Source organism: Vibrio mytili (genome assembly GCF_000830505.1).
In the GTDB taxonomy this organism is placed as follows: Bacteria; Pseudomonadota; Gammaproteobacteria; order Enterobacterales; family Vibrionaceae; genus Vibrio; species Vibrio mytili.
On sequence record NZ_JXOK01000010.1, the window covers coordinates 162,402 to 188,217 of the forward strand.

Genomic DNA, 25,816 nt, shown 5'->3' on the forward strand with positions numbered 1-25,816 from the left:
ATGGTTTTAACGGGTTACTCTTTATCACTTGTGCAAGCGAGTTGGATGACTGTCCAGCTTGCCTTTGTAAGTCTATTAGTCGGTTTGGTTCTGGCTGTGTTGTTCGCCAGTGGTGAAATGTCACGTCGAGTGTTGGTTAAATGGCCCACGACTGGCATTGTCACGATCATACGCGGTTTGCCAGAACTGTTGGTTGTGTTGTTCATTTATTTTGGTTCAACCCAAGTGCTGTTTCTGGTCACCGGAGACTTTATTGAAGTGAGCCCGTTTTTGTCTGGTGTGATTGCGTTGTCGTTGATCTTCGCTTCGTATGCTTCCCAAACATTACGCGGCGCGTTAAAAGCCGTGGGCAAAGGCCAACGGGAAGCAGCAAGTGCATTGGGGATCAGCCAAGCACATGCTTTTGTACGTATTGTGCTTCCCCAAGCCGTGAGGCACGCTCTACCGGGTTTAATGAACCAATGGTTAGTCCTATTAAAAGACACGGCATTGGTTTCTTTGATTGGTGTAACTGACCTACTCAAGCAAGCGCAGCTAACTTCTGCTGCAACGCACGAAGCGTTTACTTGGTATGCAACTGCAGCGGCGGTTTATCTAGTGATCACGTTAGTGACTCAACGTGCTGTAAAAGTAATTGATAAGAAATTCTCAGTTCAAGGAATCAGCATGGGGCAGGAGACAGCGGCATGAATGAACAACACATTTGGCAACTGCTTGAAGGCTAGGTACAAGCTTACAATTAACCGCTGCATCGTTGGTCGTTGGATGTGTCCTCGCATTAATGATGACACTAACGTTAATTTTACGAACGCCTATCATGCATTGGCTGAGTCGCGGGCTGATCACTTTATTTACGGGCACGCCTTTATTAGTGCAAATTTTCTTGGTGTATTATGGTCCGGGTCAATTTGATGCCATTAAAGATAGCTTTTTGTGGACGTGGCTAAGTCAACCTTGGTTTTGTGCGATGCTAGCGTTATCGTTAAACACGGCGGCATACAGCACTCAGTTATTTAAAGGTGCCTTTAACGCGATTCCATCAGGCCAATGGCAAGCATGTCGAGCGCTTGGTATGAATAAAGCGACAACATTAAAAGTGTTGCTCCCTTACGCGATACGTCGCGCGATTCCTGCTTATTCCAATGAGGTTATTTTAGTCTTTAAAGGTACCTCTTTGGCAAGCACGATTACCATCATGGATTTAATGGGATATGCACAGCGTATCAACGCTCAAACCTATGACACATTGACGGTATTCGGTGTTGCTGGGGCATTTTACTTGACTGTCAATGGTATTCTTACATTGGTATTCCGCCAGGTGGAAAAGAAAGCGCTGGCGTTTGAAGCCACTTAAACTATTTATGTTAGCGTAACCCAAAGATATCAGCGTAACCCAAAGATATCAGGGTAACCCAACTCATTCTGTAAATGCCCCTTTTCGAGCTTGTTTTGAAAAGGGGCATTTTTAACTAACCGAGTAAATGGTTCCTAAGAGCCTCTACCGTCAAGTTATGATCCTGCTCCGCTGGCAATCCCGATACGGTAATCGCACCAACAAGTCCGCTATCTTTAATTCGTATTGGGAAGGAACCACCGTGTGCACAGTATTCACGTGAATCAATATGCGGAAGAGTGTCAAAATCACGTTGTTTAGAAGCATTGTAATGGCCAAGATAGTAAGAACTGTGTCCAAAGCGCAGAACGGATTGACGCTTACGCTTTGCCCAGTCTTGATTGTCTTTACTGGTGCCAGCCATGGCATAGCTAAATAGCACTTGTTCAAACGCATAGACTTCTATGGTTACTGAAGCAGATAGTGCCTCAGCAGCGGCCTTCAGAGAACAGCCTAATTCCCACGCAATGTCATGATTGAATTGGGTTAACTGTAAGTCAGACTCTTGCTCCAATAATTCAGATAAAATATCGACACTCATTTATTTATCATCCTTGATTACAGGTAGTTTTTGACCTAAGCGACTGCTTTCCATTGCGAGTTCAATCAGCTTGATGTTCCACAGCGCATCTTCAGCTCTAACGGGTGGGACCGTGTTGTGTCGAATCGCTTCCGCCATTTGCAAGAAATAGTGTTGATAGCCACCTCTTACTGTGGTGACAACTTCATCATGTTCAGCACCATATAAACACCCATAATTATCTGATGTTTCATCTGCCCAGCTTGGCTCGTTCGGTAATACACCTTCAATTAAGCGTGATTCTTGAGGATCTAAACCTAACTTTTCGTAGCTACCTTTGGTTCCTTTAAGTGTAAAACGTTTATTCGGGCCAGCACTAAATAGATCACCGTGGACAATTGCTACGTGATTCGGGTAGTGCATCACGACATCAAAATAATCCACAGTAGTAGAGCCTTCGCGCATCATTTCGCATACTGCACTGATTGCGTCAGGTACGCCAAAGAGTTCCAGCGCTTGGTCTATTAAGTGGGAGCCTAAATCGAACAAAATGCCACCGCCGTCGGTTGCTTGTTCTCGCCAACGCTGACGCACTTCTGGGCGGAAGCGGTCAAAGTGAGATTCAAAATGCTTGATCTCGCCGATATGTTTCTCATCAATAAGCTTCTTGGCTGTTAAGAAGTCACCATCCCAGCGACGGTTATGATAAACACTTAATACTCGGTTGTTTTCTTTGGCAAGAGTGATAAGCGTTTCGCCATCTTCAACACGCGTAACAAAAGGTTTTTCAATAATGACATGTTTGCCATTTTCAAGCGCTTGTTTCGCTAAATTGAAATGCACATCGTTTGGTGCCGTGATGATTACCAATTCGGCGTCTGATTGAGTCAGCAACTCAGATGCTGATACATAGTGCTCAGCACTTGGCCATTCTTTAGAGACTGCCTCACCATTGCTTGTGCTGATGGCTACAAGTTCAAATTCTGCTAGCGAACTGACAAAAGGGATATGAAAGGTTTTTGCTGAAAATCCGTAACCGATAACGGCGGTTTTTATTGGAGGTAACGTCATAAGATCAAACTCTTTATTGGTGTACGAAAGAACACATGTGGTCTGGACTGGCTATCATTAAGAATAGCGGAATATCAACCCACCATCTGTTGTACTTCTCTATTCGGATCGCTTACGCATCACGTACGTATGCTTATATATGCGAACGAGTACTTACTATAAAAACCAAATATTGCACGTGTTTATACGTAGTATCAAGCTTTAAAGCGATACTTTTAGGAGGTTGGCGTGTCTTTTTTAAGTGATAGTACGTGTATGCAAGTGTTTCATCCGTTACACTAGGAGCAATTCAAGTAAGGCGTGATTACCGATGACTCAAGAAGAACGTTTGATAGAGATAGAAGCGCATATTAAAACCCACGGCAAAATTACAATTGACGCGATTTGTCAGCGTTACGATATCTCTTACGATTCTGCGCGGCGCGATCTGGTCAAGCTGTCTGACCATCCTGGAATTTTACGTATTCGAGGCGGGGCTATTTTAGATGATAAAAAGGTGACTCTTTCATTTAGTCAGCGTTCCAAAACCAATCCTATTAAACAAAAGCTTTCTGCATTTGGTGCATCGCTCGTCAAAGAACACGACATCGTATTTTTGGATGCAGGAACCACTTGCGCGGCGCTTGCGGAGCAACTTGACGTTCGGTGTAGCGTAATAACAAATTCTCTGGAAGGGCTAAATGCACTCAGCGAAAGCCCGAACGTTAAGAAGTGCGTGCTTGGTGGAACATTTGATGATTTTTCTCACGCCATACTCGGTGATATTACAACACAGCAGATAAAGAGATATCAGGCAAACAAAGCCTTTATTGGTGTCAGTGCCTTATCTGAATCGGGAATTACGACCGATTTAGAATCTGATGCAAATCTAAAGTTAGCGATGGCCAACCAATCAACGCAGGTGATATGTATCGCGGAAGAGAGTAAGTTCAATACGCAACTGATGTTTCAATCCTGTTTGTGGTCAGATATCGACTTTGTCGTAACAAACCGTCGTCCTCCGGAGAATATCGTAAAACAAATGGAGCATCATGGTGTTGAACTCATTATCGTAAATGTAGGCTAGTGAGCAAGAAACCGCGCTCTTTGGGTTTTAGTGATCTTTTTCTACGAAGTAAAGTTTTGGGAGACTTGCTGTTTAGCCTAGCGTTAAATTCCAGGAACACTTGAGTTAGAATGGACTAACTTGGAAATGTTTGATGTTAATGGCTCTGTACTTACCTTCGAAAAAAGCACCGTCAGGTGCCTTTTTCTACTTGGTTGCTCACATGTTTTAAGTTGAGATGAATTGTTTTGGCGTCGGTTGTGTTCGCCGGTTTAAAAAGTTAAAGGATTGGGAAGTTGGGTTTATCTTTAGCCTCAGTTAGCCAGTTCACCCACAGCTTATTGTCATTTCCTTCGAGAAGTGTAGCGAAATTTCGTGACCGTATGTATTTGTCTGAGCCGAATGGCCTCAACATATCCGTAACAATCTGGTTGTTTTCATCTAAGTGTTCGGTGCGGTCATTTGTGATAGCACAAATGCCTAGCCACTGCATGTAACTTGGCGCTGGATGAACAATTCCAGATGATACAATCTGGTGCACCGGACGGTTGTTCTCACTGCGCTGATCTCGAATCACACCCAAGGCACCAACATGTACGTCGCCGGAAAGAATGACGCTACGTCCTTGGCGTCGATTGCCACTTTCGAGTAAGTGCATAATCAGGCGAGAGCGTTCTCCTTCATGTTCTTTGGCTCGCCAGTGATCTTTCAGGTCGTCGGTCAACTCTTCCTCCCAAGGTGTGGCATCAACAGCGCTCTCGGCAAAAGAAAAGTCTCGATACACGACAGGGACTGCGCTCAATATAAGCAAATTCGGACTCGTATTCTGCGCTAAATAAGAACTCACCGACTGCCATTGCTCTGAGCCCATTACCTTAGACAAGCTGCGCTCTGAACGATTATCCAGCACTAAAATATCGTAGTCGCGAAAGGTTAATGTCGCGCCATAGTGAACAATAGGCTGGGTGTTTAGCTGCATTAGAGAGCGGTTTTGCTTGCCACGAACTTGTAACAGTTCAAAGTGCTTTCGTGCCGAGTGAAAAATTGCTTGGTAAACGTCACAGGTTTGAATATCCTCTGGATAGCTACCCCAGCCATCAAAGATGTCATGATCATCCCACATCATAATAGATGGGATGGAGGCTAGCATGCTTGCCATGGGCTCTCTGTTCCAACGGTCTACATACAGTTCACTGTAAAATCGGTCTATCTGCTTGACCATATTTTTTGTGGCGCGGCGTTTTACTTTCTCTTTACGGTCCAGTTCATTCCAACTTTTAAGCAAAGAGATTTTAGTCCAGATTGCGTCAGCATAGACCTGATCACCTCCCATCAAAAGCAGTGAAAACGGTTCGCGCTTGTGCTCGGATGCCATGGTTTTCCAGAGTCTAAAGGGCTCGTCGGTAGTGTTCATTAGAGTGAGATCAGAAAAACCATTACACGATGCATAAGCAAATTTTGGTTTTTCCTTTTCACTGGGCACATAAAAGGACCAACTTTGATTTCCCTGCTGGTCAATCAGCGTCAGTCCATCTTGTTGTAAGGAGTAGTCAATGACATCAGCACCAGACGTATCAATACTGAGTTCCATGCGCCAAACCTTACCATCGCTGATTTCACCTATTAGCTGTGCTGGTACCGGTTGATGGTTTAGGTAGCTAACGTGAACAGAATCGGCTGATTTTTTGGTGACGACCACGACGGTGTAGAGTTGGTCCGACTCCAAACCAAGAATGGGACCAAGGACGAGTTTGTTATGCATTGAATCTTCCTTTGATTTATCTGGATCGGCTCATGATGCCAGATCACGTAGTGATACACGTTTGATTACATATTCTGATAGCTTGGACCACCGCCACCTTCTGGCGTTTTCCAAGTAATGTTCTGAGAAGGATCTTTGATGTCGCAGGTTTTACAGTGGACACAGTTTGTGGCATTGATCTGGAATCTTTTCATACCTTCCTCCTCAACCACTTCATAGACACCTGCAGGGCAGTAACGCTGACTTGGTTCATCATATATCCCTAAATTGACATCAATTGGAATATGAGGATACGTTAAAACGAGGTGACATGGTTGGTTTTCTTCGTGTTGCGTACCAGACAAAAAGACCGATGACGGTTTATCGAAGCTAATGATGCCATCGGGTTTGGGGTATTCGATCGAGTGGAATTCTTGTATCGACTTTAATTGCTCATGGTCGAGCTTATTGTCGTAAATGGTCCATGGAAGTGGCTTCTTAAACAAAGGTAGCCATACATTATGTTCTAAAGTTGAGAGCGCGCCACCGATAAGATTGCCAAATCGATGGATATTCGAACCAAAGTTGCGGCTTTCTGTTAGCTCTTCATGCAACCATGATGCGTTGAATCTAGAACGATAATCGGGCTCAGAGACGAATTGCGACGCTGTAGATTGCAGTATTGCATCATGGATGGCTTCTGCTGCTATAAGACCCGATTTCATCGCGGTATGACACCCTTTAATTTTGGCTACATTGAGTGTTCCTGCATCACAGCCAATCAAAACGCCCCCTGGGAACTGTTGTTTCGGTAGGGAAGATATTCCGCCTTTGGCAATGGCTCGGGCTCCATAAGCGATACGGTGTGCCCCTTCTAAGTGTTGCTTAATCTCAGGGTGATGTTTAAAGCGCTGAAATTCATCAAATGGACTCAAATATGGGTTTTGGTAATTCAGATCGATGATGAGTCCAACAGAAATTTGGTTATCGTCCATATGGTAGAGGAAGCCTCCACCACTGGTGTTGGTCTCACTGAGTGGCCAACCTGCTGTATGTATGACTCGACCCCCTGCGTCCGGATCGTTCGTGTCTGGTCGTTGCCAAATCTCTTTTATCCCCAGAGCATAATGCTGTGGTTGTCTTCCTTTATCCAAGCCAAATCGTTGAATGAGCTCTTTGCCTAAGTGACCTCGGCACCCTTCAGAAAAGACGGTGTATTTTGCTTTGAGCTGTATACCTGCTTCAAAGTTTGATTTTGGCTTTCCATGTTTATCTAGCCCCATGTCATTGGTATTAACCCCAGTAACAGTGCCTACATCATCATAATTGATACTTGATGCCGCAAAGCCAGGAAACACTTCTACGCCTAATGATTCGGCCTGTTTTGCCAGCCAGCGGCATAAATTGGCAAGACTCATCACATAGTTGTTGCCATCATTATGCATTGGTTTGGGCGTAAGAAAATGGGGAACAGTTACATGGTTAAGAGAGGTCGTTAAATAGACTAAAGCATTACTTTTCACCTGAGCGGTAAGTGGTGCGTTTTGGTTCTTCCAGTCAGGAAATAACTCGTCTAAAGCTCGGGTCTCAAATACAGCACCTGATAGGATATGAGCGCCTACTTCTGCGCCTTTTTCGATCACGCAAATGGAAAGTGGGTCATGCCCATGCTCCTGACGAAGCTGCGCTAACCGACAAGCTGTGCTTAAACCTGCGGGTCCAGCTCCAACGATCACGACGTCAAACTCCATGCATTCTCGTTCCATATACTCACTTCCATTATTCGTAGGTGATAGTTCTGATAGTTTTCTCTGGGTTAAAACGTCACCTCAAAGAAAGCTTAGGCTCAGAGAAAACGATAGCTTAGTTAGAATTGTAGCTCAGTTGACGTAAACGTGAACTAAACTAAGCTGAAATGGCAACATACTGAAAATGCGCTAGTGACGATGTTCGTATTACAAACTTTCAGTTTGTGAGGAGGAAATGTGAAGGTACTGGTTGCGGTTAAAAGAGTCATTGATCCTTACGTAAAAGTAAGAGTTAAATCAGATGGCTCTGGTGTGGAACGCACTAATGTCAAAATGTCGATGAATCCTTTCTGTGAAATCGCAGTAGAGGAGGCCGTTCGGATGAAAGAAGCCGGAGGGGTAGAAGAAATAATAGTCGTCTCTATTGGCGATACTTCCTGCCAAGAGCAGTTGAGAACCGCCTTAGCACTCGGGGCGGACAGGGCAATCCATATTGATGTCGCAGAGCCTCCGGAGCCGCTTGCTGTTGCCAAATTATTAAAAGCGGTCATGGAGCAGGAATCGGTTCAACTCGTGTTGTTAGGTAAGCAATCGATTGATACTGATAATAATCAAGTCGCTCAAATGCTCGCTGCTTTAACTCATCGCCCTCAGGCTACATTTGCTTCTAAAGTTCTCATGGAAGGGGATTCGGTGATTGTTACAAGAGAAGTCGACGGCGGCTTAGAGACGTTAAAGCTAAATCTTCCTGCTGTGATTAGTACCGATTTACGGCTGAACGAGCCTCGTTATGCATCATTACCTAACATTATGAAAGCTAAGAAGAAGCCGTTGTCTGTGATGACGCCCGAAATGATTGGGGTGAATGTGCAATGCTCTCAACGAATTCTTGAAGTTATGGTGCCACCAGCCCGCAAAGCCGGAGAAATCGTGGGCAGTGTCGATGAGCTGGTGGATAAGTTAAAAAACGAAGCCAAGGTCATTTAGGGGGCATGATGGATAATCAATCGTTAGCAACACTGGTTGTCGCCGAGCATAATAACACCGAACTTAGTGTCGATACCTTACGTACTATCCAAGCTGCGATGCAAATTGCGGATAACCAGAACGCGCTTCCTATCACCGTTTTACTGGCTGGCTATCAGTGTTCGTCAGTTCTTGAAGCGTTGAAATGTGCAGAGGGTGTCGATGAAATTTTGTGGGTGGACGATAAAGTGTATGAACATTCATTAGCGGAAAACCTTTCTGAATTAACTGTGCAAATCGGAGGAAACTTTTCCCATATCCTAGCCCCGGCGAGTACGTTCGGTAAAAACCTGATGCCACGTGTAGCCGCGCTACTGGACGTCGGTCAGCTATCTGATGTCATGATGATAGAATCTCTTGATACGGTAATACGTCCCATTTATGCGGGGAATGCATTAGCACGGGTTTGTTCTGATGACCGTGTGAAAGTCATGACGGTGCGCGGTACAGCGTTTGATTCAGTGACATTGTCACCTTCTCCAATTGTTAATAAAGTCAATCAGATAGATGCTGTGTGCAAAGCAGAAAATACGGTATTTGTCTCTCAGCAGAAACCAGAAACGGAGCGTCCAGATTTACTCTCTGCACGCGTTGTAGTATCCGGTGGACGTGGTCTTGGTAGCAAGGAAAGCTTCGCGTTGGTTGAGCAACTGGCAGACAAACTGGGCGGTGCGATTGGTGCGTCTCGCGCAGCAGTTGATGCCGGGTATGTTTCCAATGATTTGCAAGTTGGTCAGACGGGGAAAATTGTTGCACCGGAGTTGTATATCGCCTTGGGAATATCTGGGGCAATACAGCATTTGGCGGGTATGAAAGATTCCAAAGTGATTGTGGCAATAAATAATGACCCAGACGCAGCAATTTTTGAAGTGGCGGACTATGGCTTAGTTGGAGATTTATTTGAACTTATGCCGGAACTGTTGGAAAAAGTGTGACTAGTGGCCATACCTGAAAATCGTTGACGCAGAAAGGCTTCCTCATGGGAAGCCTTTTGTTTGTATTGAACTTTATTGTATAAAGCGTTGATGTACAAAACGTTAATGTATAAAACGTTGATGTCTCGAACGTTGCTATACACTGGGTCTTTGTAAGTGCTGTACCAAAACTTTAGTGAACCGAGCAGCTTCACCCCCTGTGCAAGCGCGGTGGTCGAAAGTAATCGATAACGGCATCACTTTTACCGAGGTGGCAGCGCCATCTTTGATCATCACTCTTTCAACGATACGGCCAGCGCCCACAATCGCAACTTGAGGAGGAGAGACTACCGGTGTCGCAAAAATTCCGGCTATAGCGCCGAAGTTAGACAATGTAACGGTCGCATGTTGAAGTTGCTCACGACCAATCTTTCTATCTCTGATGCCTTTGACTGTTTGATCAATCCAGCGGCGAACATCTTGAGGTTCGTATTCATCTGCATGACGGAGAACAGGCACATATAATCCATGACGACTGTCTACCGCGATACCAAGGTTGACCGTATTGTGTACACAACGAGTCATGGTTTCAGCGTCAAACCACGCATTGAGTGCCGGTTCCTGTTGACATGCGTGGACAATCGCTTGAACAAGGCGAATGCTGATATCTTCGTCTGAACGCCAATTTTCCAACGTTGCTTCTTCTGTGATTGTGACAGCCGCAACATTGTGGTGTGACTCCGACATGTTGGAGACCATGGTTCGACGCGCTCCTTTTAACACCTCCGTTCCGGGGCGTTGTTTTCCAGCTTCGTCGTATATGTCCGCATCGATGATCAAACCATTGGGTCCACTACCTGAAAGGGTATGGAGATCCACACCGAGTTTTTTTGCCAGTAAACGCGCGGATGGTAATGCGGTCACAAGTTTGTCTGCGGAGTTATTGTGGTCACCGCCAACCCAGAAGTCATCAACATTGACATTGTGATCTTGATGGGAGACTGATCCAACGACGGTGGCAGCATCTGCCTTCTGCTTACTGACTTCTTCGGGTTGTTGTCCACTTCCGGTATCGTCAATTTCCATAAGCAGCGAGCCAATATCAATAATATCGCCTTCTTCACCGTGACGGCTGATTACCTTACCTGAATAAGGCGCAGGTACATCGACCGTCGCCTTTGCGGTTTCCACGGTTAGGATAACTTGATCGAGCTGAACGTTATCTCCAACCTCCACATGCCACTTAACGATTTCTGACTCAGCGAGACCCTCGCCAAGATCGGGTAGATTAAACGTCTTCATTTCCAATCCTCCACGAGTTCGCGAGCAGCGAGTACGATGTCTTGTTCCTGTATCATGAAATACTCTTCATTTCGGTAATAAGGCATGATGGTATCCATGCCGGTAACGCGTTTGGGCGGGGCTTTTAACAAACACATCGCGTGTTCTGCAGTACGGGCCAAAAGCTCAGAGCCCACACCACAGGTTCTACTTGCTTCATGGACCACTAACAACCGCCCGGTTCTTTCAAGAGAACGGAAAATGGTGGTGGTATCGATAGGTTTGATACTGGCTAAGTCGATGACTTCTACCTCAATCCCTTGGCTCGAAAGCGTTTGCGCGGCTTGCAGTGACTCAACCACACAAGCTCCCCAAGTAACGAGTGTGATGTCGCGACCTTTACGCAGCGTAAAGCACGTGTCCAGTGGTAAGGCTTGACCGTTATCGTTAACTTCGGATTTGACGGTTCTGTATATACGCTTTGGTTCAAAAAACATGACGGGGTCATTACTGCGAATGGCGGCAAGCAGTAACCCGTATGCCCTTTGAGGGGAAGAAGGGATGACGACTTTAAACCCAGGAGTATGAGCAAACAGGGCTTCGACACTTTCTGAGTGATGTTCTGGCGCATGAATACCGCCACCGAAAGGAGCGCGGAACACCGCTGGGCAAGTGAGGCGGCCTCGGGTTCGGTTTCGCATGCGTGCTGCATGACACATCAAATGCTCCATAGCAGGGAAAACAAAGCCTTGGAATTGAAATTCTGCTACAGGACGTAACCCTTGTGTTGCCATACCAACGGCAACACCACCAATAAGCGCTTCAGCTAATGGTGTGTCAATGACTCGTTTTAAGCCGTATTTTTGTTTTAACCCAACCGTGGCGCGGAAAACGCCACCGTTATCACCCACATCCTCACCAAGTACAACAACATTCCTGTCGTGTTCCATCTCATGATGCAAAGCGAGGTTCACTGCTTCAACTAACGTTAATTCAGCCATTTTTGCCTCCCTGCATCCGCATCGCTTTGTTGATGAGCTCATCTCTTTGAGTCCTTAGCTCTTGAGGAAGTGATTCGTATAGGTAATCGAAACCGCTTTCGGGGGCTTGTACTGACAGACCGAGATAGCGTTCCACGGCTAATTCTACGTCTTCTTTGCAGTGTTCTAACCATTGCAGTTCTTGTTGTTCACTCCAAGCGCCCTGATTGATCAAAAAGGTCTTGAGTCGAGCTATTGGCTCAAATTGCCACGCAGTTTGTACATCGTCTTCGCTGCGATAACGAGTCGCATCATCCGCAGTGGTATGATCGCTGAGTCGATAACTGACGGCTTCGATGAGTGTAGCGCCTTTCCCTTTCCTTGCTCGCTCAAGTGCTGTGATGGTCGCATCGTAAACGGCCACGACGTCATTACCATCAACCGTCACTCCAGGAATACCTGCCCCTTGGGCTTTTTCTGACAAGAAGTCCGCAGCACACTGTAAGCGGCGGGGAACAGAAATCGCCCATTGGTTGTTATTCACCACGAAAACCAGAGGGATGCTCCAAGCTCCAGCACAGTTAATGGATTCTAGAAAGTCTCCTTTCGATGTACCACCATCACCACACATCACCAGAGCAGCTTCATGGTTACCTTGGATTTTGAGCGCAGAAGCCACGCCTACTGCGTGGGTACATTGTGTTGCGATAGGTACACAAAAGGGGAGATCGCGGCTGGGAACCGGACTGCCTTCAGGCGCGAAGTCGCTACCACGTTCATCGCCTCCCCAGTATTGTAGGTTTTTCTCCATAGCGATACCGCGGCACCACATCGCAGGCATGTCCCGATAGTAAGGTATGAAGACATCACTTGCTTTGAGCGCCCGCCCGACCGCAATTCCGATCGCTTCCGCGCCAAGATGAGAGGGGTAAGTCCCCAATTTCCCTGTCCGCTGCAGGGCAACGGCTTTGCTGTCATAGGTCCGGGTTAATACCATATCACGGTAAAAACCAAGTATCGTTTCGATGTCTGCCCAATTGGGTAGCGGGGAGACTAGGTTCCCATGATGGTCGATAAACCTGTGCATGGGTAATGCTTGAACGTTCATCTCAAGCTCCTTTTGTCGCTGCTGGTCTTTTGGACTGCAGCTGCTCATTATAAAAACAAAGCTCGTATGGGTACTCAAACTTTGTCGTTAACTTAAAAAGCTTTTTAAACGTAAAAACGCTACAGTCAAAAGCAGTTAACACAGTGAACATGTTGTTAGCGCATAGGGTGTCATACTCAACCTGTTGATTGATTTTTATTGTCACTCGCTAAAGTAAGTGTAAACAAAATGTTAAAGTGTGCTGTAATTATCCCATAAGCCGTTAGTAAAGTTTTGCTTACACCCTGATGAAGTAGTGTAATATTCTGAATTTTTACGAACGACTTTAAAGTGCATGAATGTAATCACTAGACTTTGCTTAATAAGCGTAATTAAATGGCGAGCGAGGTTTAGCGTTTTGATTGTGAAGAGAGGCAAAAAGCAAATGTCTTCCCATGAGAAAAGAATCAAGGTAGTGTAACCGCGCGCTATGTTCGCAAATAAGTCCAAACCAACGTACTAGAAAAATATTGCGAGTTTGTTGGGTATTGGAACGTTTTACCCCTGAGTTGAGTTAGGTTTGTATGGAGAAGTTATGTATCACGCTCACGTTTATTTCCCTTTAAGACAGCAAGAGAAAGCACAGGCGATCAATGAGATCATTCGTCAAGAGCGCCAAGATGTATTGCGTGTGTACCCATTGGTTGGACGATTGGTTGGACCACATAAGATGCCGATGTTTGAAATTCATTTCGAATCACTCAGTGAAGAGTTTTTGGCTTGGTTAGATAACATTCGTGGAGACTTTTCTGTTCTCATTCATCCGGCTAGCGAAGATGAGTTACTCGACCATACTGAGAGAGCCATTTGGCTAGGGCGAGAGTTGGGCATTTTTGAAGATAAACTGGATACCGGGAAATAGTCATCTAAACTTCTAAATTAAAAGCGCCTAACCGAAACTCAAGGCAAGAGCTTAACTAGGCTTTCCAAGGCTGTTTGGGCCAAGAAGGAAAAGGGTATGTTAACGATACTCCTAGTTGGATTAGCACTGTATATATTTTGGCTACTATTTAATAATACGCCTGTGCTTGCTGAGGGGTATCCACAAAGCATACGCCCGTCGATAGGGCCCACCCAAGATCACGAGGAGTGGCGGGATTACTATGTTACAGTATTCAAACCATTCAGCTCGCAAACCACTTTCTACGCCATCGCTTATTTTGCGCACTTTGTTGCCGCTGCCAACGGCATTTCGTGGGCCACAGTTTATGAAGGCGATTATCCACTCATAATCAGTAGGTATGGCAGTTACTTTATACTCAACACCTATGATACGTTACTCGCGTCCGGTTTTATCGCACTGGCTTTGTTTATTATTAACTGGCAAATCGCGATACATTGTACTGAGTTCATTAGCCAATATTTAGTTCGGTTTGTCATCATCACTCGTGTCCGCTTTGTAGCAATGAGCTTGGTGTTATGTAGTTATTTATCTTATCTGCTTACCATCAGTATTTTTTGGCTTTTTCAGGAAAGCTATTCGTTTTGGTATGGGTTGACGGTTTCACCATTGTTTTTATTGATAGCCTTGTTGGTTATGGCTGTTTTACCTTCTGCCTCAAAGAGTAAGGTAAAAAAGAATCAGTAACCAAAGGCGTTGCTGTGTATACATTTTGTGGACATTGGGTTAGCATTGCCGCCTTTTTTTCGTGAGTAGGAAGGATTATGTACATCGGCTTTGACTATGGCACAGCAAACTGTTCAGTGGCAAAAATGGAATCTGGTGAGCCTAAATTGCTCAACCTTGAAGAGGCTTACACATACATTCCTTCTACTCTCGCGGCACCGACCCGTGAGTCAGTCTCCGAGCACTTATTTCGTCATCGTGACATCAAACCAATTGATCAGGTTGGTGAACAGGTGTTGCGTCGAGCCATAAACTTAAATCGAGAAGAAAGCATCGAACTTGAACCTGAAGATATTGTCTTTGGGCAGGCAGCTCTCGATCGGTACTTAGAAGATCCTCGCGATATTTATTACGTCAAATCACCTAAATCTTTCTTGGGCGCATCTGGTTTGCGTGATGTTCAGTTAAGCTTTTTTGAAGATTTGGTGTGCGCAATGATGGATAACATTAAAGCGCAAGCGGAAAAGGATGCACAAGAAATCATAACCGATGCAGTCATTGGTCGTCCGGTTAACTTTCATGGTCGCGGTGGTGAAATCGCAAACCGACAAGCTGAAGGTATTTTATTAAACGCTGCCAAACGTGCTGGCTTTAGAAACATAGAATTTCAATATGAACCGGTGGCTGCGGGCCTAGAATACGAAGCGACGCTTAGCGAAGATAGGACGGTTCTTGTTGTCGATATTGGGGGCGGTACGACGGACTGCTCGTTAATAAAAATGGGACCATCTTGGCGAGGGAAATCAGACAGAACCGCAAGCCTACTTGCGCACAGTGGTCAGCGTGTAGGTGGCAATGATCTCGATATTGCATTGGCATTTAAACAACTCATGTTCCCATTTGGAATGGAAAGTAAAATGGAGTCGGGCATTGTTATGCCCAAGACCCAGTTCTGGAATCCCATCGCTATTAATAATGTCGAAGCGCAAAATGATTTCTACTCGCGTGACAACTTGTCCGCTTTGAAACTGCTTCAAAAGCAGGCGCAAGAGCCAGACAAGCTCACGCGTTTGCTTGAGGTTTACCACGAATCCTTGGGCTATAACATTGTTCGACGCGCAGAAGAGGCAAAAGTGGCGCTCTCAGATCAGGCATCATACCGAGCAGGGATTAACCTACTGTCAGAGTTAATCGAAGTGGATGTTGAGCGTGACGAAATGATTGCTGCTATCGAGTCACCGAAGAACAAGATGACTGCATTGGTCACGGAAGCGGTTGAACAGGCCGGTGTAAAACCGGATGCTATATTCATGACGGGTGGGTCAGCTCGATCGCCAATTCTGCGTGATGCAGTGCAGACTGTATTGCCAGATATTCCTGTCGTGAGCGGTAATTACTTTGGTTCGGTGACCGCTGGTTTAGCGCGTTGGGCAGAAGTCTGCTTTAAGTAAACATTTTAGTGACGCCGTCACTTAAATGTTGTCAGCTTTACTAAAAAAACAGCCCGACTAAATGATCGGGCTGTATAAATTATGTATGTTTATTGAAGCATATTTAATGGTTCATATGTTTTTCCATATGGCCTTTATTTTCTACTGCGACTTCAACGTTCACTTTGCCCGCATGCTTAAACGTCAGTGTCATAGGGAAACGATCACCTTCTTTTAGTGATTTTTTCGGGTTGAAAATCATCAAATGAAAGCTTCCTGGTTCGAGTGACACACTACCGTTTGCAGGCACCGGGATTTCGTCAACCTTAACCATTTTCATTACACCATCTTCACTTATGTGATTATGCAGTTCTACATGTCCGGCAATCGGGCTCTCTGCTGCAATCAGAGCATCGTTTGAATCACTGTGGTTATTTAGTTGAAGGAAGCCGCCAATCACAGGCGCGTTCGGTGGCGCTTCACGAGTCCATGGATGACCAATGTGAATTCCGTCTGATTCGTATTCGTGAGCAACGCCAACTGAACTGGCCATGAGTGCGACAAGAGTGATAGCAACAATTTTAATATGTTTAAGCATGTTTTTTCCTTTTGAATGATTTTATTACCCTTGAGCAAAGCTCTGAGGTAGGTTTTGATTATTTATGTACCTGACTTTGCAAAAAGTCGCTAGGCAGGAAAAACAAAAGGTGGAGAGTGCTTTGGCGCAACAAACTTGTAAGTTGACTGATTACTTTGAGTAAAGTGGTAGGGTGTCGGTCTGTCTTTGGCGCGTTGTATCCAATGGATGGAGCCAAGATAGAGTCCTAGGGCGACAAATATAAAAAATTGAACCGCTTGCAACAACGGACACTTAAATTGAATTGTGTCATGCAAATGCAGATTCTCAATAAAACTTGAGGACGCGTGAGTATTAGCGACAATAAGGGTGTTGATATCTACCCATTTAAAACCGTCGGCAGTACATAACAACACCTTTTCATTTTGGACGTCGTTGAGCCAGTTTGTGCTGTGTACTTGTGTTGGGTTAAGTGCTGCAGTGGAAGCAAGGTACAACTGAAACAACACCGCGATAATGATCGCTAAAGCGGTTACGCGTTGCTTTGTATGTTGTATAGGATTGTTTTCCATATGTTGGCACTTGGTTAGATTCGCCGAAGGATATTAACAGATGCACATCTCAAATGTAACGGCGAGATATAAAGATGGTGACAAAAGTGTATTCTACTTTGTTGTTAGGTTTGAATGATAGTCGTCAGCCGCATCAAAGCTACGATGATAATACCTTGTGTTTCGTGCATCGGGCAAAGGTGAATGATGGTTTTACATCCTAGATTTGCAGAATCTCAGTACAAAGTGGCCATCTATTCTTCACTTGTTTTGCATTAACGGAATTATGACAGAAATTTAATACAGGATACGGTATTCTCACGCTCCTTTGTATACCCCTGAGCGCCTGTCGGGTTGCCAAATCTAAAGTAATTTCTCACATGAAGTACCAACAACAAATTGGATATCGTTACCCAAAAGGTCGATTTGCCATGGTGAGCGTTTATACATTCACTGGGGCAGCGATTTTAGCTTCGACCATATTTTCTCTTCTGCTATTTTTGTCTATTGATGAAGATCCAATGATGCGAACTTTATTTGGTGGATTGGCCGTCATCTTCGAAGCGGGTAAGTTTTACGCTTGGTATGAGTATGGTGAGCGTCGAGCGCACCGAAACTACTCCGGTGCGATTACCGCTTTAGTGTTTTACATGGTACTGGCGATCATCTCAATCGGAGGAAGTATTGGTGGTATCAATAGCGCAACCAATAGCGCTCAGAGCCATATTTCTGTAGAACAGGCAAAAGTAGAAGCATTTAATCGTCAGATTGCAGCGATAGATAAACAGATCGAGCTAAACAACAAGGCCGCGCAGAAATACATCGAGATGGAACGTATCGCTACGGGCGTAAGCCGAATCCAGGACCAAAACAAAAAGCTTCGTGAGGAACAGCAAAGCTTGGCAATGAAGCGCGATAGCTTACCTCCGGTGACGCAAGGCTCCGTCATTGGACTCATTGACAGTTTGGCAAACGCGTTTGGTATTAGTTCTCAAAAAGCGCAATTATGGTTGGTGGTCTTTTTATCCATTTTACTCGATTTTTTTGCCGCATTTTTTGTTGGCCTGATAGGGGAAGAACAGCGTTTTCGTCACTTTTATCGACGCCAGGAAGGCATCACAATCGATACCAGGCGGGACTTAGAGCCAGTACCCGCTGGATATCTTCCTCATATCACGGAGGATATCAAAGAGCAGGTAGAACAAGTCGAGCTTGAATCATCAGACCCCGAACCGCCCAAAAGTATGTTGGAGCAAGTGAGTGACGCGCTCAAAACTAAACAAATCACGTGTACTAAAAAGGCTGTGGCTCAACACTTTAAGTTATCTGCTGAAGACGTCGACAATGTATTTGGACAATTAGCAGAGCAAGGGTTAGTTGGGAAGAAAGCTAATCACCACTATCATTGGATTGGTAACGCCGAGCTGGCATAGAGAAAAATAATAGCAACGACATCAGTTTGGCACAGCTCCGAGAATTGGTCGAGCAACTATTGGGCGAGCGATTATTGGGGACTGTTCATGTCATCCGATCTCTATGTGTATTAAATGTTTGTGATTAAACATAAGCGTTCATTAAATTGATATCGAGTTGTAATATTATTGTAATATTTATGTGATTGCTTAAAAAGCAGGGTTCTGGCATAGTGACAGCGAAGCTTTGAAAATGGTTCTTAGCTTTAAATTTGGAGGTTACTTATGCACAATGAAATGATTCAGCATTCACGCTTTGGCATTATTGGCCGCTCTTTTATGGTATCAGCACTGATGATTGCAGGGGTGTTCATACTAATATAAAGACTGCTAAGGGTCGTTCCTGACTCGCATAAAGCAACGTTAACTTCAGGGAATTACCTTATTCTTATAAGGTATTCCCCGGAGAATCTTCCCCAAGTTGTCATTTCTCTTTTCTAGTCCTAATAAAACAACCTTAACCTTAGTCGCCGTCATTCAAACAAAGGCTTACTCCAGGCAGCTGCTACAAATCTCCGTCACTATTATGAATGCACTCTGCCTCGGTTGGGTTTACTGTCTATTTGCTTTATATTGCAAGAAAGTCACAGAACAAAGGAGCAGTGAATTGATCACTATTCAGCCCGCAACGAAAGACGATTTATTTGCCGTTTTTACTCTAGAAAATACCTTGTTTGGCGAACATGCCTATCCTCAATTTTTCTTTAGACAAGCATTTGATTGTTGGGGTGAAAGCTTGTTAGTTGCGAAAGATTGCGATCAAGTCGCAGGCTACCTTCTTTTGACGACCAGTTCTGACCATAACCAATATTGGATAATGTCACTTGCCGTGAGTACTCAGCATCAAGGTAAAGGCGTTGCAAGGTCGTTAATCCGTCGTGCTATTGAGCCACTTCCAAAAGGCGCTAAAGTAAGCCTTACCGTTGAGCCTAACAACCAAGCTGCGCGAACTTTGTATCTATCGTTAGGATTTGAGATCGTATCGGAAGAGGTGAATTACTTCGGTGACGAAGAGTCGAGACTAGTGATGGAACTTATTAAGTAACACTGCACGATAAAGAGTAGTGTTTGCACTTTGACAGTGCAGTTAATACCAATAATATTATTTTGTAGCAACTTAAGCCATTGTAAAAAGGTGTTTTAAAAAGTTGGCCCCCAATTTGCTTTGTTACGATTGTCCATCGTTAACTCGATGTGCCGCTCTTCATAGCAGGCGAAGAGCGGGTAGGGTATTACTTACTTTGATTGTACTAACAGCGTTTAAGGCTTTTAAGCAGTGCAACCTCTCTCGGTTCGAGAGAGGTTTTTTTTGTCTACGCATTTCCAAAACTTAGCGTTGATTGTGTTGGGATAAGTTGTCAAACTGCGTTAATAACATACCTAAAGGAATACACGGAAATATGAGCAGCATTTTGGATTGTATCAGAACAGTTGGTCGTGGAGAGCGAGGTAGGAAGCCACTCAATTTTGAACAAGCTTATCGAGTGATGGATGAATACCTAAACGGCGAGTTTGACGACGATCAAATGGCGATGTTGCTGATGTTAATTCGTGTGCAGAATGAAACACAACAAGAGATTGCGGGTTTCGTTAAAGCATTTCAATCGCGTATGCCAGCGATAGGCGCAGATATTGATTGGCCATGCTATGCAGGGAAGCGTAAATCAGCAGGACACCCTTGGCACGTACTTGCTGCAAAGATTTTAGCCGACAACGGTCATAAAGTACTCATGCATGGCTACCATGATCGTCAATCTGGTCGATTGCATGCAGAAGATTATCTCGATGAGTTTGGTATCGTAACAGCTAAGTCGGCAGAGGAAGCAAAACGTCTTTTGGCGGAGAAAAATATAGTATATCTGCCTTTAAGTGGATTTGCGCCCCAAGCCGAAACGATGATTAGCTGGAAAAACCGTTACGGATTAAGAACGCCTATCAATACGGTGGTGCGAGCGCTAAACCCCGGGCAAGCAACGATAGGTATTCGTGGTAGTTTTCATCCTGGTTTTCAACAGTTACACGCAGAAGTGGAGCATGAGATCGGAAAAACACGTCACGCTGTGGTGTCGTTTAAAGGCCAGTCTGGTGAATCCGAATACAACCCGAAGGTCAGCCAAACAGTATGGTTAAGTCAGACTAATGGTGTCTCCTCTCACTATTGGACAGAACAAATGTTATCCGAAGTGCCCGTGCCGAAGCGATGCCCGTTTGACACCCCTGAAGAAGACCTTAATCAAATGGTGAACACCGTTCTTGCTACAATGACTGTGGTTTTATTCGCCAAAATCCAAGATCGAGATAAGGCATTTGAGCAGGCTTTCTCTTATTGGCAGGCTTATTGTTCTTAGGAGGCTGTTGGGATAAATAACTATCCTTTAAATTGAATCTAAGAAAGTAGATGGTTTATCGTTTTTTTGGTCTACGGATGTTTTTCAATCGGTTATTTTATCTTAAGTTCAGAGTAACCCGTTGATTCATCCATTTCACGATAAAATGACAGACCTGGGTAGTGATGGATGATTAATTCGGCTGTGGTATCAATCATCGTCCCCTCCATCAAATGTCCTCCCCAAACTTTGCCATTGTGGTCAGAGACAGAAATGTGTACATGCTGATGGTCAGGTGTAAGCGTCGCCATCATTGATACAATTTCAAATAACTCAACTTTGTGCAGTTCAGTTTCGGCACCAGCCAAGCGTATTTTGAGCTCGGATATACACCCCACGCAAGACGCGACGCTACCTGCTTGAATATCACAGTCCGATACGATTTTTGCGAGACTCTGTTTTAGGTCTGCGCCTTTTGTTAGTCTTATTGCTATCACGTTTATTGACATATGCTCAAGTCACTTCCTGATTAATATAAGCAAACATGCTAAAGCTGCGTCGATATCTTCAAAACGTTTCGCTTTGCCTAGTACACGCATGCCTTGCATATTGTTCAAAATAAATTGCGCCAAATCACGCGGCTTCAATGTCCTAGGGATGAGGGTCTCTGTTTGGGCATTTTGAATAGCGTCTGTAATGATATGTATTAGGTGATCAAACAAGAAGTGACCTTTACGTAATACATCACTGTCTTCTCCTGCATGTTCAACCAACGCGTTTTGTACAAAGCAGCCACAACTACGTTGATTTTGTAGTTCGGCGAACGATTTCAAAAAACCTTCAAGCTCTGGCAGTGAAGCTCCATCCTTTTCTAGGTTTTTTAGAGATGGTAACGAAACGTGTTTTAGGTAAGTGTCTAGGGCTTCATGATAGAGCTGTTGTTTATCACCGTAAGTGTTGTAAAGGCTGAAACGGTTTATATTCAGCTCGTCTGTAAGATCGGATATTGAAGTATTGGCAAAACCCTTACGCCAAAACACGTCCATTGCGACGAGCAGTTTTTCATCTCGGTTGAAGTTGGCTTTTCTCGCCATAGCGTACCTACCTAGAACGACTCATTTGAAACAAGCGATTCCTAACTGAATTGATCAGATGTTTGAGGATTAAATTCTTGACTGATCGTTTATAAACTCGTTACATTATAACCTAACCAATCGGTTAGTTAAAGAAAAAGGACTTGACATGAAACTGTATGAAACCGCCGCGACGCCGAGTTGCAGACGAGTAAGCATTTTTTTAAATGAAATTGGCGGTGAGGTTGAACGTATCGCGCTAAACGTTCGTGAAGGGGACAATCTTTCGGAAGATTTCAGGAAAAAGAGTGTGAATGGAAAAGTTCCCATGTTGGAACTAAAGGACGGTACAACAATTTGTGAAAGCGTCGCAATTTGTCGTTTTCTTGATGAAGAGTTCAGTAACAACCTAAACCTTTTCGGTAAAAATCAACTAGAAAGGGCACAGGTTGAAATGTGGCACCGTGTCGTCGAGTTTCAAGGGCTGTACACCGCTTTTCAGGCGTTTAGAAACATTACCGCAATTTATAAAGACAGAGAAACGTGCGTTAAAGAGTGGGGTGAAGAGTCGAAACAACGAGTACTCGCTTTCCTACCAGTATTAGAAAAACGCTTAGAAGAAAGCAAATTTATTGCGTCCGACAGGTATACCATCGTCGATATCACCGCTTTCATCTTCATAGGGTTTGCTATCAATGCGCTTAAGATTGATGTATTGACGACAGCGCCAAATATCTCTCGATGGTACGAGCAAGTTTCGGCTAGAGATGCAATGCAGGCATAAATCAAGGCAAGCAGTCGTTGATTGATCGTGTCATGTACTGCTTGTGCTCATCCCTTTGAGTAAACTTAAGGATGTTCGACGTACTAAATCAAACTCCTTCCAAGTCATACTATTTGTTTATAGCTGTTCTATACTCGTATTATCTCAATGGCCTCTGTGTATGTGTCGTTCGTTGTAACACGGAATGTGCAATTCAAGGACAAGGGGAATACTATGAGCTTAAAAGCCAAAGTTATTAATAATGTACTCGTCGCTTTATTAGTTGTCGCGACATTTGGATTGGTCGCGATGTATGAGGACATTGTTCAACAAAAACACCAAATACAGTCTTTAACCGAAAAGCTTCTTGAGAAAGAAAATCAGATCGTGGTTTCTAATGAGGCACTATCATACACTCGATACCAGCATCAATTGTTAGCGGAAGATTACAGCAGATTTCGGGATGAACAGTCGATGAAAAGCGTACTGAGTCAGTAAGAATGTTGTGATGAACAGAAAATCGCAGTTCACTAGTCAATGATTACACCTCGTACGAACTACCGTCAGTAGCGAGATTAGTTTACTTAGATTCTTTCACAGAGGATTGATGTTATTTTTATTTTGGACTTTCTACCGGAGCAAGTAGCGCGTCCAACTCTTCCCGAGTGAGTAAGTCGTTGGTAACTAGCATCGAAGCTTCGTCATCAAGTGACATTTTAGTTTGATTTAACAAATAGCGTTTTTGCACCGCAGTTAAATCTGGCAGAGAATCTATAAGTTCTCGAAAATTATCATTATTCATTATTACGATCCCCCGTTATAAAACGGTTTGTTAAGCCTGGTTATCTAAGTAAGCGAAAATTTGTTGATTGATAGTGAGAAGTTCTCGACTCACTATCTTTATGTCTTTGTTATCCGGCTCTATGTTGTTTCGAGCGTGATTTTCAATTCCTTGCAGTGCAACAACGGCAGTATCTTCACCGAAGCTCTCCAACTCGTTTTTCAATTCACGCACGAGTATATGTAATTCTGGCCAGTTTTGTTCTGAATTTAATCGAGCAATACGTTCTGAACCATCTCCATGATTCTCTAAATAAGTAGACAAAACACTTATCAGCTTATCGACATCATTGTCCATGTATTCACTGAGTACTGTAAAGTTAATCATCTGTGTCTCCTTACCTTAGTAGAGCACACAAGCGCGATTAAGTTCCAAACAACGCTAGTGACCAGCCTCTATCCGAAGTCACTAGAGTTAAGTAAACGATGTAGTGGAAAAGCGGTTTGTATCGACGCAATACTTTCTATTCTCTCTTGCAACGATCCAACATTTGCCTTAACAAATACAATAATATTAAAAATAGTCATTTGAATGCATAAAGACAAGGCGTTTTACGTGAAATGAGGTTTGTATTGTTGTTGAAAATTCATTTTAGCAATACAAACAAACCCTGCTCTAATAAATGGCAGAGAGGATTGTACAGTTTGTTGCTCCAACTAAGGCTGTGTTGGAGCAATCAAACAATAAATCGAGGGGTATGGCTCAATTATTAGAGGGGCGCAATAACTGGACTCGCCATTAGCGTTTCGCGATTGAATATGGGTTAGTCACTTTTGTTGACCTGTTGTAAGATCTAGTTCGTCTCAGATGCTGGTTCTACAAACGCTTTTGTCCCCCATAGTGGGACTGTCGAAAGGCTGTGTTTGAAGCTACCTGATGTTTCTTTTGTAGAATAAGACAAATACATTAACGTTTGATTTTCAGGGTCGTAAATGCGTCTAATTTTCATTGATTTGAAGAAAATACTCTTTGATTTCTTAAAAACGATTTCCCCCGATTTGCTCTTATCAACGTTTGCGATCATCTCTGGGGTAATTTCGCCTGTTTGGCGGCATGAAATTGAACTGTCACTTGGGTCTGACAGGCTGAAGTCAGCTTCAATACTCGCGACATGACAAGTCACGCCTGGAACTTCTGGGTCAACGAGCGTATTTAATTTAATGTCTTTCATGGTAAACATACCCAATGACACATCACCCACTTCATTATCAGAACAACCAGTAAGTAGTGTCACTAAACCTAAAGCCACCAAGCTTTTTTTCATTGTTTTATCCTTAACTAAAACCGCGATTAGCGTCAATTTATCAGACGTTGTCTATTAAAACAAAGTTTGCCCCTTCTTCGAATGATGTATACCAGCAAAAAAATCGATACGTTTCGATACACTGAGCAAGACGAAAAGCTTAAACGACTGTTTATCTCGAAATCCGTTGGTTCAGTACCTAACTGTATCGGGAATCGCTAGGTTTGTGATCGGCTTCGTGCTAATGTATGCCCCAAAACAGGTGACAGCAAATGATTGAAAAGACATTCAATCTGTTTTACGCCCGTCATAACAAGGTACTCAAATGAATATACAACAGTTAGCCTGTATAGAACGCAAGAATGCGTGGCTCTATAATTTGGTTGAAGTAGAATTCCCAACCCAAGAAAGTCTGAAAGGGCGCGACATCTACTTTAATACTTTGAATGGACAGGCTTACCACTCTGTTGATAAATCAAGTTTACTCTCTGAGCTGTCAGTATTTTCAGAAAACGACATTTTTCTCGTCGATTTTCACCGCCTTACGATTATGTTTTCAATTCTCCAATCAAACCGTTGGGAGCAGCAATCAGATAAAGACATGATCATTGAGTATCTGACGCAAATTATTCTTACGCCAGAATTTGAACTCTACGTGGTATTTGCAGAAGGTAACCCAATAGGTGCCGCAGTTGTGAGCCATTTTGAAGGTAATACGTTGATTTCCGATTTAGCAGTGGTACCTGAAGTAAATCAACAAGATATTGTTGTTGCGCTTGCTCATAAGCTAAGCAGTGAAGAAAAACTTTTAGAAACGGTCATTTTAGAAAGCTAGCCCAGCTCAGTAACCCGCTCCAATAGAGCGGGAAGTTACTCCTTATACTCATTTACCCCCCGTTTACAGATACGTTTTAGTTATTCGCCCCATTCACACTCAGTTTATTCTCAATTGATATCCCGCCTTTATAACTCAGAGCTGTTGTATTGCTTTCAAGAAACTCGCGACTCATGCGGTTTAGTTTATTTGGCTATAAATATGGAAGTGATCGGTGATCTTGATTAGAAAAACTGTAATTGCTCAAGGTTATTTATACAAAATGCCAAGC

General features: G+C 43.9%; 27 protein-coding genes and 1 pseudogene. 14 read left to right on the forward strand and 14 right to left on the reverse strand.

Going from position 1 to position 25,816, the window contains the following annotated elements:
* Entirely contained in the window at nt 1-690 is a 690-nt protein-coding gene (gene artQ, locus SU60_RS05115; protein WP_041154615.1) for an arginine ABC transporter permease ArtQ, read from the forward strand.
* A pseudogene (artM, locus tag SU60_RS05120) lies at nt 687-1,354 on the forward strand (arginine ABC transporter permease ArtM). The gene artQ and the pseudogene artM overlap by 4 nt, the downstream one beginning before the upstream one ends.
* Nucleotides 1,355-1,469: 115 nt before the next feature.
* Here artM and SU60_RS05125 read toward each other — a convergent pair.
* Complete coding sequence (locus SU60_RS05125) at nt 1,470-1,934, reverse strand: heme-degrading domain-containing protein (RefSeq protein ID WP_041154616.1); 465 nt, start codon at nt 1,932-1,934, stop codon at nt 1,470-1,472.
* Nucleotides 1,935-2,984, reverse strand: a complete 1,050-nt coding sequence (locus SU60_RS05130) for an oxidoreductase (RefSeq protein ID WP_041154617.1) — start codon at nt 2,982-2,984, stop codon at nt 1,935-1,937.
* A 310-nt stretch (nt 2,985-3,294) separates the two neighbouring features.
* Here SU60_RS05130 and SU60_RS05135 point away from each other — a divergent pair, with 310 nt between their 5' ends.
* Entirely contained in the window at nt 3,295-4,050 is a 756-nt protein-coding gene (locus SU60_RS05135; protein ID WP_041154618.1) for a DeoR/GlpR family DNA-binding transcription regulator, read from the forward strand.
* Between the two features lie 259 nt (nt 4,051-4,309).
* Here SU60_RS05135 and SU60_RS05140 read toward each other — a convergent pair whose 3' ends face one another.
* Both SU60_RS05140 and SU60_RS05145 read right to left on the reverse strand, forming a co-directional pair.
* Complete coding sequence (locus SU60_RS05140) at nt 4,310-5,791, reverse strand: alkaline phosphatase D family protein (protein WP_041154619.1); 1,482 nt, start codon at nt 5,789-5,791, stop codon at nt 4,310-4,312.
* Nucleotides 5,792-5,856: 65 nt separating this feature from the next.
* On the reverse strand, nt 5,857-7,536 hold the full coding sequence (locus SU60_RS05145) for an electron transfer flavoprotein-ubiquinone oxidoreductase (RefSeq protein WP_041154620.1): 1,680 nt from the start codon (nt 7,534-7,536) through the stop codon (nt 5,857-5,859).
* 219 nt (nt 7,537-7,755) lie between these two features.
* On the opposite strand from SU60_RS05145, the gene SU60_RS05150 reads away from it, so the two are divergent.
* Complete coding sequence (locus SU60_RS05150) at nt 7,756-8,505, forward strand: electron transfer flavoprotein subunit beta/FixA family protein (RefSeq protein WP_041154621.1); 750 nt, start codon at nt 7,756-7,758, stop codon at nt 8,503-8,505.
* Nucleotides 8,506-8,513: 8 nt separating this feature from the next.
* Nucleotides 8,514-9,479: an electron transfer flavoprotein subunit alpha/FixB family protein gene (locus SU60_RS05155; protein ID WP_041154622.1), complete on the forward strand. Its 966-nt coding sequence runs from the start codon at nt 8,514-8,516 to the stop codon at nt 9,477-9,479.
* 135 nt (nt 9,480-9,614) lie between these two features.
* Here the strand turns inward: SU60_RS05155 and SU60_RS05160 are convergent, their stop codons facing one another.
* From SU60_RS05160 to pdhA, 3 genes are read right to left on the reverse strand one after another with little or no spacing between them, the layout of a single operon-like run.
* A complete protein-coding gene (locus SU60_RS05160) occupies nt 9,615-10,760 on the reverse strand; it encodes a dihydrolipoamide acetyltransferase family protein (protein WP_041154623.1) in 1,146 nt (381 codons plus the stop codon).
* Nucleotides 10,757-11,740, reverse strand: a complete 984-nt coding sequence (locus SU60_RS05165) for an alpha-ketoacid dehydrogenase subunit beta (RefSeq protein WP_041154624.1) — start codon at nt 11,738-11,740, stop codon at nt 10,757-10,759. Before SU60_RS05165 ends, SU60_RS05160 begins: the two co-directional genes overlap by 4 nt.
* On the reverse strand, nt 11,733-12,827 hold the full coding sequence (pdhA, locus tag SU60_RS05170; RefSeq protein WP_041154625.1) for a pyruvate dehydrogenase (acetyl-transferring) E1 component subunit alpha: 1,095 nt from the start codon (nt 12,825-12,827) through the stop codon (nt 11,733-11,735). Before pdhA ends, SU60_RS05165 begins: the two co-directional genes overlap by 8 nt.
* Nucleotides 12,828-13,401: 574 nt before the next feature.
* On the opposite strand from pdhA, the gene SU60_RS05175 reads away from it, so the two are divergent.
* The 3 genes from SU60_RS05175 to yegD all read left to right on the forward strand — a co-directional run bounded on the left by SU60_RS05175 (nt 13,402) and on the right by yegD (nt 15,884).
* A complete protein-coding gene (locus SU60_RS05175) occupies nt 13,402-13,728 on the forward strand; it encodes a DOPA 4,5-dioxygenase family protein (protein WP_041154626.1) in 327 nt (108 codons plus the stop codon).
* A 96-nt stretch (nt 13,729-13,824) separates the two neighbouring features.
* Nucleotides 13,825-14,454 carry a hypothetical protein gene (locus tag SU60_RS05180; RefSeq protein WP_041154627.1) on the forward strand — a complete coding sequence of 210 codons (630 nt, stop codon included), beginning with the start codon at nt 13,825-13,827 and terminating at the stop codon, nt 14,452-14,454.
* Between the two features lie 77 nt (nt 14,455-14,531).
* Nucleotides 14,532-15,884 (forward strand): molecular chaperone, encoded by a 1,353-nt coding sequence (gene yegD / locus SU60_RS05185; RefSeq protein ID WP_041154628.1) that lies wholly within the window; start codon nt 14,532-14,534, stop codon nt 15,882-15,884.
* Nucleotides 15,885-15,987: 103 nt separating this feature from the next.
* On the opposite strand, the gene SU60_RS05190 is transcribed toward yegD, so the two are convergent.
* Entirely contained in the window at nt 15,988-16,461 is a 474-nt protein-coding gene (locus SU60_RS05190) for a copper chaperone PCu(A)C (protein WP_041154629.1), read from the reverse strand.
* An 89-nt stretch (nt 16,462-16,550) separates the two neighbouring features.
* Nucleotides 16,551-17,012 carry a hypothetical protein gene (locus tag SU60_RS05195; protein WP_041154630.1) on the reverse strand — a complete coding sequence of 154 codons (462 nt, stop codon included), beginning with the start codon at nt 17,010-17,012 and terminating at the stop codon, nt 16,551-16,553.
* 359 nt (nt 17,013-17,371) lie between these two features.
* On the opposite strand from SU60_RS05195, the gene SU60_RS05200 reads away from it, so the two are divergent.
* From SU60_RS05200 to SU60_RS05210, 3 genes are all read left to right on the forward strand, one after another.
* On the forward strand, nt 17,372-18,424 hold the full coding sequence (locus SU60_RS05200) for a hypothetical protein (RefSeq protein ID WP_041154631.1): 1,053 nt from the start codon (nt 17,372-17,374) through the stop codon (nt 18,422-18,424).
* 649 nt (nt 18,425-19,073) lie between these two features.
* Nucleotides 19,074-19,508 (forward strand): GNAT family N-acetyltransferase, encoded by a 435-nt coding sequence (locus tag SU60_RS05205; protein WP_041154683.1) that lies wholly within the window; start codon nt 19,074-19,076, stop codon nt 19,506-19,508.
* A 355-nt stretch (nt 19,509-19,863) separates the two neighbouring features.
* Nucleotides 19,864-20,811 carry a glycosyl transferase family protein gene (locus tag SU60_RS05210; RefSeq protein WP_041154632.1) on the forward strand — a complete coding sequence of 316 codons (948 nt, stop codon included), beginning with the start codon at nt 19,864-19,866 and terminating at the stop codon, nt 20,809-20,811.
* A 92-nt stretch (nt 20,812-20,903) separates the two neighbouring features.
* Here the strand turns inward: SU60_RS05210 and SU60_RS05215 are convergent, their stop codons facing one another.
* Complete coding sequence (locus SU60_RS05215) at nt 20,904-21,299, reverse strand: PPC domain-containing DNA-binding protein (RefSeq protein WP_041154633.1); 396 nt, start codon at nt 21,297-21,299, stop codon at nt 20,904-20,906.
* A gap of 9 nt (nt 21,300-21,308) precedes the next feature.
* Nucleotides 21,309-21,884, reverse strand: coding sequence for a TetR/AcrR family transcriptional regulator (locus SU60_RS05220; protein ID WP_041154634.1), 576 nt, complete (start codon nt 21,882-21,884; stop codon nt 21,309-21,311).
* Between the two features lie 148 nt (nt 21,885-22,032).
* Between SU60_RS05220 and SU60_RS05225 the strand changes: the two genes are divergently transcribed.
* Nucleotides 22,033-22,647 (forward strand): glutathione S-transferase, encoded by a 615-nt coding sequence (locus SU60_RS05225; RefSeq protein WP_041154635.1) that lies wholly within the window; start codon nt 22,033-22,035, stop codon nt 22,645-22,647.
* A gap of 213 nt (nt 22,648-22,860) precedes the next feature.
* Complete coding sequence (locus tag SU60_RS05230) at nt 22,861-23,124, forward strand: hypothetical protein (RefSeq protein ID WP_041154636.1); 264 nt, start codon at nt 22,861-22,863, stop codon at nt 23,122-23,124.
* 118 nt (nt 23,125-23,242) lie between these two features.
* Here the strand turns inward: SU60_RS05230 and SU60_RS05235 are convergent, their stop codons facing one another.
* The 3 genes from SU60_RS05235 to SU60_RS05245 all read right to left on the reverse strand — a co-directional run bounded on the left by SU60_RS05235 (nt 23,243) and on the right by SU60_RS05245 (nt 24,731).
* Entirely contained in the window at nt 23,243-23,428 is a 186-nt protein-coding gene (locus tag SU60_RS05235; RefSeq protein ID WP_041154637.1) for a hypothetical protein, read from the reverse strand.
* Between the two features lie 30 nt (nt 23,429-23,458).
* Complete coding sequence (locus SU60_RS05240; protein ID WP_041154638.1) at nt 23,459-23,794, reverse strand: hypothetical protein; 336 nt, start codon at nt 23,792-23,794, stop codon at nt 23,459-23,461.
* Nucleotides 23,795-24,260: 466 nt separating this feature from the next.
* Nucleotides 24,261-24,731, reverse strand: a complete 471-nt coding sequence (locus SU60_RS05245) for a CreA family protein (protein WP_041154639.1) — start codon at nt 24,729-24,731, stop codon at nt 24,261-24,263.
* Between the two features lie 304 nt (nt 24,732-25,035).
* Here SU60_RS05245 and SU60_RS05250 point away from each other — a divergent pair, with 304 nt between their 5' ends.
* Nucleotides 25,036-25,545, forward strand: coding sequence for a hypothetical protein (locus SU60_RS05250; protein WP_041154640.1), 510 nt, complete (start codon nt 25,036-25,038; stop codon nt 25,543-25,545).
* Nucleotides 25,546-25,816: the final 271 nt, after the last annotated feature.

Coding starts and splice junctions, on each gene's coding strand:
- artQ (WP_041154615.1), top strand. CDS start 1: ATGGTTTTAACGGGTTACTCTTTATCACTTGTGCAAGCGAGTTGGATG.
- SU60_RS05125 (WP_041154616.1), bottom strand. CDS start 1,934: ATGAGTGTCGATATTTTATCTGAATTATTGGAGCAAGAGTCTGACTTA.
- SU60_RS05130 (WP_041154617.1), bottom strand. CDS start 2,984: ATGACGTTACCTCCAATAAAAACCGCCGTTATCGGTTACGGATTTTCA.
- SU60_RS05135 (WP_041154618.1), top strand. CDS start 3,295: ATGACTCAAGAAGAACGTTTGATAGAGATAGAAGCGCATATTAAAACC.
- SU60_RS05140 (WP_041154619.1), bottom strand. CDS start 5,791: ATGCATAACAAACTCGTCCTTGGTCCCATTCTTGGTTTGGAGTCGGAC.
- SU60_RS05145 (WP_041154620.1), bottom strand. CDS start 7,536: ATGGAACGAGAATGCATGGAGTTTGACGTCGTGATCGTTGGAGCTGGA.
- SU60_RS05155 (WP_041154622.1), top strand. CDS start 8,514: ATGGATAATCAATCGTTAGCAACACTGGTTGTCGCCGAGCATAATAAC.
- SU60_RS05160 (WP_041154623.1), bottom strand. CDS start 10,760: ATGAAGACGTTTAATCTACCCGATCTTGGCGAGGGTCTCGCTGAGTCA.
- SU60_RS05165 (WP_041154624.1), bottom strand. CDS start 11,740: ATGGCTGAATTAACGTTAGTTGAAGCAGTGAACCTCGCTTTGCATCAT.
- pdhA (WP_041154625.1), bottom strand. CDS start 12,827: ATGAACGTTCAAGCATTACCCATGCACAGGTTTATCGACCATCATGGG.
- SU60_RS05175 (WP_041154626.1), top strand. CDS start 13,402: ATGTATCACGCTCACGTTTATTTCCCTTTAAGACAGCAAGAGAAAGCA.
- SU60_RS05180 (WP_041154627.1), top strand. CDS start 13,825: ATGTTAACGATACTCCTAGTTGGATTAGCACTGTATATATTTTGGCTA.
- yegD (WP_041154628.1), top strand. CDS start 14,532: ATGTACATCGGCTTTGACTATGGCACAGCAAACTGTTCAGTGGCAAAA.
- SU60_RS05190 (WP_041154629.1), bottom strand. CDS start 16,461: ATGCTTAAACATATTAAAATTGTTGCTATCACTCTTGTCGCACTCATG.
- SU60_RS05195 (WP_041154630.1), bottom strand. CDS start 17,012: ATGGAAAACAATCCTATACAACATACAAAGCAACGCGTAACCGCTTTA.
- SU60_RS05200 (WP_041154631.1), top strand. CDS start 17,372: ATGAAGTACCAACAACAAATTGGATATCGTTACCCAAAAGGTCGATTT.
- SU60_RS05210 (WP_041154632.1), top strand. CDS start 19,864: ATGAGCAGCATTTTGGATTGTATCAGAACAGTTGGTCGTGGAGAGCGA.
- SU60_RS05215 (WP_041154633.1), bottom strand. CDS start 21,299: ATGTCAATAAACGTGATAGCAATAAGACTAACAAAAGGCGCAGACCTA.
- SU60_RS05220 (WP_041154634.1), bottom strand. CDS start 21,884: ATGGCGAGAAAAGCCAACTTCAACCGAGATGAAAAACTGCTCGTCGCA.
- SU60_RS05225 (WP_041154635.1), top strand. CDS start 22,033: ATGAAACTGTATGAAACCGCCGCGACGCCGAGTTGCAGACGAGTAAGC.
- SU60_RS05230 (WP_041154636.1), top strand. CDS start 22,861: ATGAGCTTAAAAGCCAAAGTTATTAATAATGTACTCGTCGCTTTATTA.
- SU60_RS05235 (WP_041154637.1), bottom strand. CDS start 23,428: ATGAATAATGATAATTTTCGAGAACTTATAGATTCTCTGCCAGATTTA.
- SU60_RS05240 (WP_041154638.1), bottom strand. CDS start 23,794: ATGATTAACTTTACAGTACTCAGTGAATACATGGACAATGATGTCGAT.
- SU60_RS05245 (WP_041154639.1), bottom strand. CDS start 24,731: ATGAAAAAAAGCTTGGTGGCTTTAGGTTTAGTGACACTACTTACTGGT.
- SU60_RS05250 (WP_041154640.1), top strand. CDS start 25,036: ATGAATATACAACAGTTAGCCTGTATAGAACGCAAGAATGCGTGGCTC.